Below are 12,312 nucleotides of genomic sequence, written 5' to 3'. Positions count from 1 at the left end.
CGACAACGGTGCCCGAAGTCCCGTGCCGTCCCGCCGTACCCCCGTCACAATGATCCGGTGCGGTACAGAATCCTGGGCGCGACCCAAGCGACGGACGACCAGGGCACCCCCCTGCCCCTCGGCGGCCAACGCCTGCGCGCCCTCCTCACCGCCCTAGCCCTGCGCCCGGGCCGCACCACCACCCCCGACACCCTGATCGACGAGGTCTGGGCGGACGACCCGCCCCAGGACGCCCCGGCCGCCCTCCAGGCCCTGGTCGGCCGGCTCCGCCGTGCGGTCGGCAAGGACACCGTCGCCCTGGCCCCGGGCGGTTACCGCCTCACGGCGAGCGAGGACGACGTCGACCTCTTCGTCTTCGAGCGCCTGGTCCGCGACGGCACCACCGCCCTCGACCGCGGCGACCCGGCCACCGCCTCCCGCACCCTGACCGAGGCCCTCGCGCTCTGGCGCGGCCCCGCCCTGGCCGACCTCCCCGACCGCACCGCCGCCACCCGCCCGGAGGCCCTCCGGCTGGAGGCGGTCCGCGCCCGAGCCGACGCGGCCCTGCGACTCGGCCACGCCGCCGACGTCGTACCGGAGCTGAGGGAACTGACCACGGCCCACCCGTACGACGAACCGCTGCACGCCCTCCTCATCCGCGCCCTGCGCGACACGGGCCGCACCGCCGACGCCCTCGCCGCGTACGAATCCGCCCGCCGCACCCTGGCCGACACCCTCGGCACCGACCCGGGCCCGGAACTCCGGTCCCTGCACGCGTCGCTGCTCAGGCAGGAGACCCCACCGGCACCGGCACCGGCACCCCGCCGCACCGGCAACATCCGCCCCCGCCTCACCTCGTTCGTCGGACGGGAACCAGAACTCGCGGCCGTCCGTTCCGACTTGCACAGGGCCCGTCTCGTCACCCTCACCGGGCCCGGCGGCTCGGGAAAGACCCGGCTCGCCGAGGAGGCCGCCGCCGGGCACCCGCAGGCCTGGCTGGTCGAACTCGCCCGGCTCGACCGGCCGGAGGCGGTACCCGGCGCGGTGGTCAGCGCGCTCGGTCTGCGCGAGACCGTGCTCATCACCAACGACCTGGTGACGCCCCAGGCCGACCCGGTCGCCCTGCTCGTCGAGTACTGCGCCCCGCGCAGCCAGCTCTTGATCCTCGACAACTGCGAACACGTCATCGGCGCCGCCGCCGACCTCGCCGAGACACTGCTCACCCGCTGCCCGGGACTCACGATCCTCGCCACCAGCCGTGAACCCCTGGGCGTCCCCGGCGAGTCGGTGCGCCCGGTCGAACCCCTCGTCCCCGAGCAGGCGCACCGCCTCTTCGCGGAGCGCGCGGCGGCCGTCCGTCCCCACGCCGCCGACGTGCTGAAGGACACCGCGGCCGTGGACGAGATCTGCCGCCGCCTCGACGGGCTGCCGCTCGCCATCGAACTGGCCGCCGCCCGGCTCAGACTGCTGACACCCCGGCAGATCGCCGACCGCCTCGACGACCGCTTCCGCCTGCTGACCTCCGGAAGCCGCACGGTCCTGCCCCGCCAGCAGACCCTGCGCGCGGTCGTCGACTGGTCCTGGGACCTGCTCGACGAGCGGGAGCGGACGATGCTGTGCGAGGTGTCGGTGTTCGCCGGCGGCTGGGACCTCGCGGCGGCGGAGGCCGTGTGCACCGGCCCGGCGGCGGACCTCGTGGGCGCGCTGGTCGACAAGTCCCTGATCGTGGCCGCCCCGGGCGAGCGGGACGGCACGGCCCCTGCGAGCGGCATGCGGTACCGCATGCTGGAGACCATCCACGAGTACGCCGCCGAGCGCGCCGCCGAAATCCCCGAGCTGCGTGCGGCGGCCGAGCGGCGGCACCGCGCATGGGTGCGCGCGCTGGTCGAGGAGGCCGAGCCGCTGCTGCGGTCCGGGGAGCAGCTCCCGTGGATCTCCCGTCTGGAGACCGACCTCGACAACATCCGCGCGGCCCTCGACCGCGCGGTGGGCGCCGGCGACGAGGAGGAGGCCGGCGCCCTCGTCCTCGGCATGGGCTGGTTCTGGTGGCTGCGGAACTACCGCCAGGAGGCCGTGGAGTGGGTGCAGCGCGTCCTGTGCCTGGGTGTCGCCCTGGACACCCTCCCCGAGGGCGCCCCGGCGGCGGACCTGCTCGCCCTGGCCGAATCCGCCGACCCGGTGGGCGCCCTGCTGGACGCCCCGGACGGGCAGACCGGGCATCCCCGGTACGCCCTGCGCATGGACCTGCGGATGCTGGACCTCTTCCTGACCTCCGAGGCCGCCTCCCGGGACCTCGCAGCGGACGAGCGGGCCCCCGCCTACATAGCCCGGGTACGGGCCGCCTTCGAGGGCGGCGGTCCACGAGCCGCCCGGTTGCCGGGCATCGTCTGGCCGCTGAGCTCCTACTACCTGGGCGGCCCGGTCGACATCCGGCCCATCATGGACAAGGTGGTCGCCAACTGCCGCCGATACGGCGGAGACTGGGAGATGGGCGTCGTCCTGATGTTCCGCACCCACATGGTCGTCGACTCACCCGGCAACCTCCAGGGCGTGGACGAGGACCTGGCCGAACTGCGGGTGCTCAGCAGGCGCGTGGGCGACCGCTGGATGCGTGCGCAGGTGTGCAGCGCGGCGGGCGAGGCGGCCATGGCGCGCGGCCGGTTCGACGAGGCAAGGAGCGAGTACGAGGAAGCGCTGCGGCTCGCCTACGAGGTGGGCGCGCACACCGAGTCGCCGTTCCTCGTCGCCCGCCTCGCCGAGATCGCCTACCGCTCCGGGGACCGCGACACCGCACTGGCCGCCCTGGACGAGGCGAGCACGGCGGCCGAGCGGTACGGAGTGGCGGACTCCGGGGCGTTCGTCCTGCTGCTGCGGGCGCACATCGCCCAGGACGGCGGGAACATCGCCGGCGCGCGCGAGCTGTGGGAGGCGGCACGCGCGGAGACGAGGAACGGCACCCCTCCGCCCCAGTTCATGGCCGGGCTGCACGCGACGGAAGCGCTCATCACGGCCGGCGAGTCGGGCCCGGCGCACGGGCTGCCGATCATCGCCCACGCCCTGCGCGAGGCCGTCGAGCAGCGCTGTGCGGAGACGATCACGGCGACGCTCGTGGACATCGCCGCGGACCTGCTGGCCCGGCTCGGCGACCTGGCCGGAGCGGTCCGGCTGTTCGCCGCCGGCGACCACTGGCGCGGCGGCCACCCACGCCCCGAGCCGGAGCGCACACGGGCCGAGCGGGTCGTCGCCACCGCCCGCGCGACCCTGCCCGGCGACCGCTTCACGGCCGAGCGCACCCGGGGCGCCTCGCTCACCGCGGACGACGTACTGCGCGAGCTGGGCAGGACGCCGACCGCCACCGGCGGGGCCAGGGGGTGTCGTTCGGATCCCCCCGGGTCCGCGACGCCTGGCACGGCACCTCGCCGCGTTGTCGCATCACCCGAGTACGCCCAGTACGCGGGTGACGCTCCGCCTTGCGATGCACCGCACCAGACGCCGCGGCCTGATCCGGGCTGATCCGAACGACACCACCTAGCGGCAGGTGAACCTGGACTCCGCCCAGTCCGCGAGCAGGGCCGAGTCGAGGGCTCCGTGCGGCTCGACCACCAGCCGTACGGTCCGGTGTCCGGCCAGACTCACATGGACGGGGACGGCCGGGGCCCCGCCCCGCAGGATCCCGGACTTCCACAGCCGGGTGCCGTCGGCGTAGACGGAGAACGACACCTTGCCGAGCCCCAGCGTCAGGTCGTCGACACCGACCAGCGCGTCATAGGCGGAGCACGAGCGGTTGAGGTCGATGGTGACGGAGGACGCGCCGTGGACGGTCACACCGTGCGCGTACCGCTTGCCGGCGACCGCCACGCCGTACCGCTGCCACACCCAGCCGCTCTCGTGGATCCGCATCTCGGGCGCCGTGCCGTCACCGGTGACGTCGTACCGCAGCTCGCTCCACTGGTAGACGACCGGCGTCGGCGCCGACGGGGGAGTGGGCGTCGGGGTCGGCGCGGGCCTCGGCCTCGGCTCGGAGGTGGGCGCGGGGGTAGAGGGACGGGGCGGCGTCGGCCCGGGGCCCGCCCCGGATGCGGACGTGGGGGACGGGGTGGGCGCCGTCGGCGCCGTCCGGGCAGGCGTCGGCCCGGGCACCATGACCGGCCTGACGGGCGCGGGCGCCTTGTTCGAGGGCGCAGCGGGTGCCGAGGGCGCCGAGGGTGCCGGGACCGGTGACTCCGGCACGACCGCCGGGGCGGACGGGGACGGCCTGGCCGTCTCCTTCACGGGCTCGTCGTGATGCATCAGGGCAAGCCCCACCGCGGCCACCCCGGCCGCCACCACCCCGGCCGCGATACCGGCCTTCACCGGCGCGCCCAGCCCCTCCGAGACCGCTGCCCCGCCACCCGCCCCGCCGGACGAGCCGCCCGCCGCCGCGGCTGCTCCCGCGGCGCCCGCCCCCGCGCCCCCGGCGATGATCCCGAGCGCCTTGGCGTACCCGGCGGCACCGAACCAGCCGATGACCGCGACCGGCACGACGGCCGGGATACCGGCGGCGACCTCCTCGATCTGGGCGGCCGCCAGTCGGCACCTGGCGCACTCCTCCAGATGCTTGCGCAGCCCCCGCTCGGCACGGGTGCGCAGCCTGCGCCGGGCGTACGTGCCGAGCTGGTCGGCGTACCGGGCGCACTGCTCGTCGTCGGCGAGGGCCGCGCTGACATGGGCCTGGAGGTAGGCCTGCTTCAGGCCCTCGCGGGCGCGGCTGGCGAGCACGCGGGTGCCGTTGGCGTCCAGCCCGAAGAGCGTGGCCACCTCGCTCGGCGACTCGTCCTCCACCTCGGTGTGCCACAACACGGCCTGCCAGCGCTCCGGTAACGAGCGGAACGCCCGCACGGCCAGGGACTGCTCGGCCTCGTGCATCGCGCGCACATCGGCGCCCAGGTCCACGGTCCGGCTGTCCGGCACCTCGCAGGCGCGCGCGGACTGCGCCGCGAACACCGCGAAATCGTCCACGAGCTGCTCGCGCCGGGCCGACTTCGACCAGTGCGCGGCCACGCGCCGCAGGGAGGTGAGCAGATAGGCGCGCACGGCGTACTCGGGTCCGGAGCCGCCGCGCACCGCCTGCAGCATGCGGGCGAAGACCTCGGCGGTCAGGTCGTCCGCGGTGTGGCCGTCCCGGCAGCAGGTACGGGCGTAACGGCGCACCGCGTCCGCGTGCCGCCGGTACAACTCCTCGTACGCGCCGTCGTCACCCGCGCGCATCCGCCCGATCAGCTCGCCGTCGGTCGGCGGCCGCCGACCCGACGGGGGAACACCGCCCTCGCGCTGGGCCGGGACACCGCCCTCGGCGCGCCCCTCCCGCCCCTCACCACTCATCGCGGAAAGCCCCCGCCACCAGCCCAGTCAAGCCCCACCCGATCACCGGGTCAGAGTGCCACACGGACTTTCGTACCGGACCCCGCCGGACGGACCATCCACTCATCCGAGCGGACTTGTCGCCCGGCGGTACCGGACGTCACCCGGACGGGGAAGGCCCAAGGGCCCGCCCCGCCCGACATGATCGACGCGCCGGAACCGTCACACCGGCCGGGACCGCAGCCCCTCCAGCAGGATGTCCAGCAGCCGCGCCGAGGCCGCCGCCTGCTGGGCCGGGTCCGGCAGCGCGGGCGCCGCCGTCGCGATCACCAGCAGCACGTCCGACACCGACACGTCCGGCCGCAGCTCGCCCGCCGCGCGCGCCCGCTCCACGAGCTGGCCCACCACCTCGAGCAGCGCCGCCGCCCCCGCGTCGTCCCCGACCACCGTCACCGGCTGCTCCGGCACCAGCCGCAGCTCACCGGTGCCCGGCTGGGTGCGCTGCTGCGGCACCCGCGCCTCCTCGGCCACGGCGTCGCCGCCGTCCTCCGAGACGCCGACCCGCAGCACCTGCGGCGGCAGCAGCCGCCCCGCACCCGAGGCCACCGACGTCCGCAGGAAGCGCGACAGCGCCGACCACGGCTCGTCCTCCTGACCGAGCGCCGCACGCGCCTGGTCGGTCAGCCGGGAGGTCTCCTCCTCGGCTATCCGCCGCACCAGGACGTCCTTGCTCGGGAAGCGCCGGTACACCGTGCCGACACCGACCCGCGCCCGTCGCGCCACATCCTCCATCGGCGCGCCGTAACCCAGCTCGCCGAAGACCTCACGCGCCGCACGCAGCACGTGCTCCAGATTGCGCTGTGCGTCCACCCGCAGCGGCGTCGTCCGCGCACCGTCCCCGCGTCCGTTGCCCGCCGCCGCGCTCATCGCCGAGCCCACCACCGCGCCACCGGGCGCGAGAGTGGACGCCGATGCCCAATGAGTGTCCTGAATATGCATATGTGTTCCCCCGGTTAATGACGTCTCCCCCCGGAGACTCTCCCCGCACTGATTCGCGGAGTGCGCGGAACGGGTACCGGTCATGACCGGGACCACCCGTCGCGGGCCCGTTTCGACCACATCCCCTACACCCCGTCGACACGAACATAGTTGAGAGGCTGTCAATTCAGAAGGGGCAGGTTCCGCACAGAGCGCCCCCCGATCGGAGTACGGGGCACATACGTCCCGATTCCGCACCCCCGCGCCCACCTGCCCGCCCCCGCTGACCTGCCCCCTTTCGCCCCGATCCGCCGATCACGCGCCCCCCGCGCACGCCCCCGCCCCGGTCACACAAATTGCCGGGCCTGTGGACAAACAACAGCGCCGGGTGCGTCATGGGATGGTGAAGGAACGTGCGCGCATTCTCGTTGTCGGCGGCGGCTACGTCGGGATGTACACGGCCCTGCGCCTCCAGCGGAAGCTGAAACGGGAGCTCAGGCAGGGCAACGTCGACATCACTGTCGTCACTCCCGACCCCTACATGACGTACCAGCCGTTCCTCCCCGAAGCGGCCGCCGGTCTGATCTCCCCCCGCCACGTCGTCGTACCGCTGCGCCGCGTCCTGGAGCAGTGCCATGTCGTCGTCGGCGAGGTGACCTCCATCGACCACGCGGGGCGCACCGCCACCCTCACCACGCTCGCCACCGAGGAGGGCGGCCCCGCCGAACAGCTGGCCTACGACGAACTCGTCCTCGCCCCCGGCTCGATCTCCCGCACCCTCCCCATCCCCGGCCTCGCCGAGCACGGCATCGGGTTCAAGACCGTCGAGGAGGCCATCGGCCTGCGCAACCACGTCATCGAGCAGCTCGACATCGCCTCCTCCACCCGCGACCCCGCCATCCGCGACGCCGCCCTCACCTTCGTCTTCGTCGGCGGCGGCTACGCCGGGGTGGAGGCGCTCGCCGAACTGGAGGACATGGCCCGCTACGCCACGCGCTACTACCACAACGTCCGGCCCGAGGACATGAAGTGGATCCTCGTCGAGGCCTCGAACCGCATCCTGCCCGAGGTCGGCGCCGAGATGGGCCGCTACACCGTCACCGAGCTGCGCCGCCGGGGCATCCAGGTGCTGCTCGAGACCCGCCTCGAATCCTGCGCCGACCGCGTCGCCGTACTCAGCGACGGCCAGCGCTTCCCGACCCGTACGGTCGTCTGGACCGCCGGCGTCAAACCCAGCCCCCTGCTCGCCGCCACCGACCTGCCGCTGGGCGAGCGCGGCCGGCTCCGGTGCACCCCACAGCTGACCATCGACGGCGCCGAGCACGCCTGGGCCGCGGGCGACGCCGCCGCCGTCCCCGACGTCACCGCCGCCGAACCCGGCGCCGAGACCCCGCCCAACGCCCAGCACGCGCTACGCCAGGCCAAGGTCCTCGGCGACAACATCGTCCACGCGCTGCGCGGCGAACCCCTGGAGACGTACGCGCACGCTTACGTCGGCTCCGTCGCCTCCCTCGGGCTGCACAAGGGCGTCGCACAGGTCTACGGGCGCAAGCTGAAGGGCTACCCTGCCTGGTTCATGCACCGCGTCTACCACCTCAGCAGGGTGCCCACCTTCAACCGCAAGGCCCGCGTGCTCGCCGAGTGGACCCTCGCCGGGCTCTTCAAACGGGAGATCGTCTCCCTCGGCTCACTCGAACACCCCCGCGCGGAGTTCGAACTGGCGGCCGGTGGAAAGCCTCCTCACAGCCCCACGAACGACCCGAAGGGGTCGTCCTGACCGGATCCAGGAACTCCACGGCCCACCCCGGCGTCTGAGGGATGTCGCCCGGACGGCCATCCTGCGAGACTGCCCCACGTCCTCGGACGGGTACCCCGCCCGCCCTCAGCACCCACGAGGCTTTCCCCACTGTGAACTTCACGCGCTGGAGCGCCCGGCTCCCCGGAACACAGCGCCGCGCCGCAGCGCGGACCGAGCACGCGGTCTCCCCGGACCGGCGGGGGGAGAACTCCGTGCCCGCGGCCCGCGCCGAACAGACGAGCGACGGGACGCCGTCCGTGCCCACCGTCGACGAACTGCCCGCGCGCGAGGTCCTCGACCGCGTCCCGGCCCTCGTCGCCCTGGTGCACGGCCCGGACCACCGCATCGCCTACCTCAACGACGCCTACACCGCGGCCTTCGGCGCACGCCCCCCGGGCGTACCCGCCCGCGACGCGCTCCCCGAACTGGCCGAACTGGGCCTGATGCCCCTCCTCGACCAGGTCCTGCGCAGCGGCAAGCCCCGCACACTCAAGTCCCGCAAGGCCGTCGACGGCCGCTCCTACACCTTCACCTGCACCCCCGTCGCCCAAGACGGCGACCGGGGCGGCTCCGCGGACGGCGCCGTCCTGGTCTTCGCCACCGACGTCACCGACCACGCCGAGGCCGCCGCCCGGCTGCGCGCCAGCGAACGCCGCCAGCGCGAGACCGCGGTGACCCTCCAGCGCTCCCTGCTCCCCCAGGAACTCGAACAGCCCGACGACCTCCGCATCGCCGCCACCTACCAGCCCGGCGGCACGGAGGCCGCGGTCGGCGGCGACTGGTACGACGTGATCACGCTCGGCGGCGGACGCACCGCGCTCGTCATCGGCGACGTCATGGGCAGAGGCGTGCGGGCCGCCGCGGTCATGGGTCAACTCCGCACGGCCGTCCGCGCGTACGCCCGCCTGGACCTCCCCCCGCACGAGGTCCTCCAGCTCCTCGACGGCCTCGCCGGCGAGATCGACGCCAACCAGATCGCCACCTGCGTGTACGCCATCCACGACCCGAACGAGGGCCGGCTGGTGTACGCCTCCGCCGGCCATCTCCCGATCCTCGTCCGGGACGAGACCGGCACCGTCCAGCGCGCCGACGAACCCACCGGCCCGCCGCTCGGCACCGGCGGCTGGATGCACGCGTCCGGCTCGGTGCCGCTGGGCCCCGGCTCCACGGCGGTCCTCTACACCGACGGCCTGGTGGAACGGCGCAACGAGGACCTGGACGAGGGGATCGCATCCCTGGAGCGCGCCCTCGCCGGAGCGACCGGCACCCCCCAGGTCGTCTGCGACCGCCTCGTCCGCTCGGCCGGCGTCACCGCCGACCACGACGACGACGTCGCCGTCCTCGTCCTCCAGCACCCCGCCCGTACGGGCCCCGACGGCGACCTCTTCCGCAACGCCGCCCTGGAACTCCTCGGCGGCGTGGAAGCGGCACCACGCGCGCGTGCCTTCGCCTCCGGCGTGCTCACCAGCTGGCGCTTCCCGGCCGACCTGCACGACCTCGGCGTCCTGGCCGCGTCCGAACTGGTCGCCAACTCCCTCCAGCACGGCACCCCGCCCATGCGGCTCCGCCTGCGCCGCACCGACCGCCGCCTCATCGTCGAGGTCACCGACGGCGACGACCACCTCCCACGCCGCCGCCGCGCCGAGCCCGGCGACGAGTCGGGCCGGGGCATCGCCATCGTCGCGACCATCGCGTCCAACTGGGGATCACGGCGGACGCCGGGGGGCGGGAAGGCGGTGTGGTGCGAGTTCGTGTTGCCGCGATCGTGACGCCATAGCCGACCGCGCCACCGGTCCCCCGCACCAGCCGCGGGCGCCTAGGCCTCCGCGGCCACCGGCTCCGCCGCGGCTCCACCCCGGGCCACCACCCGACTGGACGCAGCCACCCACGGACGGTCCTGCGCCTCCGTCAGGGACCGGCCGAGCCGAACCGCCAGCACACTGATCCCCAGCGAGAACAGCAGGAAGGTCACCACATACGGCCCGTGCAGCGAGGCCGCCAGCGGCCCGCCCACGGCCGGCCCGACAGCCAGCGCGAGCTGCTTCACCAGAGCGAAAGCGGAGTTGTACTGCCCGGCCATCCCGGTCGGCGCCAGATCGGCCACCAGCGGAGCCACCGTGGGCGACAGCATCGCCTCACCCAGCCCGAACAACGCGTACGTCGACACGAACGCGGCCGTGGCCATCTCCCGGCTGCCATGCCCCAGCCCCGCGTACCCGGCCGCGACCCACGCCACGGCCCAGATCAGCCCCACAGCCGCGATCACCCGCGACCGCCGCCGCCGCTCCACGAACTTCAGCACGGCGAACTGCGCCACCACGATCATCGCCGTGTTCGCGGCCAGCGCGGTCCCCAGCGCGGACGTGGATATCCCGGCCGCCTCCACGCCGTACGCGCTCAGACCCGACTCGAACTGCCCGTAACAGGCGAAGAACAGCACGAAGCCCAGCACGCACAGCTGCACCATGGCCCGGTTGCCCAGCAGCTGCTTCCAGCTTCCCCTCGCGCTCCCCTGCGCCGCCCCGGCCGGCGTGTCCTCGATACGCGGCGCGTGCGGCATCCGCACGGTCGACATCACCACGACCAGCAGCAGGAACACCGCCGCCTCGATCGCGAAGAGAAGAGTGAAGGAGGAGACCCGGGTCGTGTCCACCAGATGCCCACCGATGAGGCCGCCGATCCCGAGCCCCAGGTTCTGCAGGAAGAACTGCGTCGCGAACGCCCGCGACCGCGTGTCCGCCGACGAGCAGTCCACGATCATCGTCGCCAGCGCCGGCTGCGTCACGGCCTGCCCGGCCCCCAGCGCCGCCGCGGACAGCAGCACGGTCACCGCGCTCCCCGCCAGCCCCAGCGCCAGTGCCCCCAGTGCGGCCGTGACCAGGGCGGCGAGCAGGACCGGCAGCGGGCCACGTCGCACGATCGCCCGGCCGGCGAACGGCAGCACGATCAGCGCCGCCACCGCGAAGACGGCGAGGACCAGCCCCGCCGTCATGGCCCCGAGCCCCCGCACCTGCGCCACATAGACGTACAGGTAGGGGACGGTGAAGCCGAGCCCGAACGCGCTGAGTGCGTTGCCCACGTGGATCCGGCGCATCGCTGCGCCCATCGCCCTGGTCACGTTCACCTCTCTCACTAGTTAGGTGTGAAGACTTCGAAGCTAAAGTTCGAAGCTAAAGAGTACACATCGAAGGACTTCAAGGCAAAGGGGCTCCGTGCGATACTGCGCCCATGGCCGACACCCCCGGCGTCACAGAGCCGACACTCGAAGAACAGATCGCCGCCTATCAGCGCGAGTTCCAGGACCTCGACCCCCAGGTCGAGAAGATCGTGTCGGCGCTGTCCCGCCTGAACCGCCGTATGAACGTCGCGTACGGCCGTCAGACCTCCGCCCTGGGCATCAGCAACGCCGAGTGGGAGGTGCTGAAGGCCCTGGTCCTCTCCGGCGCCCCCTACCGCATGGGCCCCAGCGACCTCGCCAAGCGGCTCGGCCTCACCCCGGCCGCGATGACTCACCGCATCGACCGCTTGGTCACCGAGGGACTGGTCACCCGGGAGCGCGACGAGTCCAACCGCGTGCGGGTCATCGTCGAGCTGACGCCCGAGGGCCGGGAGAAGTGGCTGGAGGCCATGCGCCTCGCGACCGTCTTCGAGGAGGACCTGCTCCAGGACCTCACCCCGGCCGAGCGCGCCGTACTCGGCGAGGTCCTGACCCGGCTCCTACGTCGCGTGGAGCATGCCCAGCCGGACGCAGGCGGCCGACTCAGCGACCTGGACTGAGCGCAACAAAGACCTTGACAGGGGTCGCTTGACACGCCCCTGCCCGTTCCGTAGAGTTCTTCGGGTTGCCGCGGAGCCGTAACGGTTCTTCGACAGCACCTCCGCCGCCGCGAGCGGCACATCAAACCATCAGCACGATCTCCCGACGGGGTTGATTTCGGCGTGCCCGGAATTCAATTCGAATAGGGACTCGGCGGCCCGATTGGGAATCGCCGAGAGGATCCGCTAAGGTTTGAGACGTCGGAACGGCCCAACAGCCGGGAAGACAACCCCCTCTGACGGGGAATCAGACGCCGAAAGGATCTGATAGAGTCGGAACCGCCGGAAAGGGAAACGCGAGAGCGGGAACCTGGAAAGCACCGAGGAAATCGGACCGGAAACAGTCTGATAGAGTCGGAAACACCGAAGGGAAGCCCGGAGGAAAGCCCGAGAGGGTGAGT

The 12,312-nt window shown here is 73.3% G+C and carries 7 protein-coding genes; 4 read left to right on the top strand and 3 right to left on the bottom strand.

Annotation, left to right across the window (positions count from 1 at the left end):
- Window positions 1-57: 57 nt before the first annotated feature.
- Window positions 58-3,492, top strand: coding sequence for a BTAD domain-containing putative transcriptional regulator (locus ACZ7L0_RS14300; RefSeq protein WP_471242762.1), 3,435 nt, complete (start codon window positions 58-60; stop codon window positions 3,490-3,492).
- Window positions 3,493-3,507: 15 nt separating this feature from the next.
- Here the strand turns inward: ACZ7L0_RS14300 and ACZ7L0_RS14295 are convergent, their stop codons facing one another.
- Window positions 3,508-5,340, bottom strand: a complete 1,833-nt coding sequence (locus ACZ7L0_RS14295; protein ID WP_471242761.1) for a sigma-70 family RNA polymerase sigma factor — start codon at window positions 5,338-5,340, stop codon at window positions 3,508-3,510.
- 201 nt (window positions 5,341-5,541) lie between these two features.
- Window positions 5,542-6,318 (bottom strand): TetR/AcrR family transcriptional regulator, encoded by a 777-nt coding sequence (locus ACZ7L0_RS14290; protein ID WP_471242760.1) that lies wholly within the window; start codon window positions 6,316-6,318, stop codon window positions 5,542-5,544.
- Window positions 6,319-6,697: 379 nt separating this feature from the next.
- Between ACZ7L0_RS14290 and ACZ7L0_RS14285 the strand changes: the two genes are divergently transcribed.
- Both ACZ7L0_RS14285 and ACZ7L0_RS14280 read left to right on the top strand, forming a co-directional pair.
- Window positions 6,698-8,074 (top strand): NAD(P)/FAD-dependent oxidoreductase, encoded by a 1,377-nt coding sequence (locus tag ACZ7L0_RS14285; RefSeq protein WP_471242759.1) that lies wholly within the window; start codon window positions 6,698-6,700, stop codon window positions 8,072-8,074.
- A 131-nt stretch (window positions 8,075-8,205) separates the two neighbouring features.
- A complete protein-coding gene (locus tag ACZ7L0_RS14280) occupies window positions 8,206-9,864 on the top strand; it encodes an ATP-binding SpoIIE family protein phosphatase (protein WP_471242758.1) in 1,659 nt (552 codons plus the stop codon).
- Window positions 9,865-9,911: 47 nt separating this feature from the next.
- On the opposite strand, the gene ACZ7L0_RS14275 is transcribed toward ACZ7L0_RS14280, so the two are convergent.
- Window positions 9,912-11,189, bottom strand: a complete 1,278-nt coding sequence (locus ACZ7L0_RS14275) for an MFS transporter (protein WP_471243207.1) — start codon at window positions 11,187-11,189, stop codon at window positions 9,912-9,914.
- Window positions 11,190-11,323: 134 nt separating this feature from the next.
- Between ACZ7L0_RS14275 and ACZ7L0_RS14270 the strand changes: the two genes are divergently transcribed.
- On the top strand, window positions 11,324-11,872 hold the full coding sequence (locus tag ACZ7L0_RS14270; protein WP_471242757.1) for a MarR family winged helix-turn-helix transcriptional regulator: 549 nt from the start codon (window positions 11,324-11,326) through the stop codon (window positions 11,870-11,872).
- Window positions 11,873-12,312: the final 440 nt, after the last annotated feature.

It is taken from the genome of Streptomyces sp. NPDC039424 (assembly GCF_055639495.1).
This window is presented reverse-complemented; position numbering and strand designations above follow the sequence as displayed.

Excerpts from the sequence above, each read along its gene's own strand:
- ACZ7L0_RS14295 (WP_471242761.1), bottom strand. The coding sequence starts at position 5,340 with ATGAGTGGTGAGGGGCGGGAGGGGCGCGCCGAGGGCGGTGTCCCGGCC.
- ACZ7L0_RS14290 (WP_471242760.1), bottom strand. The coding sequence starts at position 6,318 with ATGCATATTCAGGACACTCATTGGGCATCGGCGTCCACTCTCGCGCCC.
- ACZ7L0_RS14285 (WP_471242759.1), top strand. The coding sequence starts at position 6,698 with ATGGTGAAGGAACGTGCGCGCATTCTCGTTGTCGGCGGCGGCTACGTC.
- ACZ7L0_RS14275 (WP_471243207.1), bottom strand. The coding sequence starts at position 11,189 with ATGCGCCGGATCCACGTGGGCAACGCACTCAGCGCGTTCGGGCTCGGC.
- ACZ7L0_RS14270 (WP_471242757.1), top strand. The coding sequence starts at position 11,324 with ATGGCCGACACCCCCGGCGTCACAGAGCCGACACTCGAAGAACAGATC.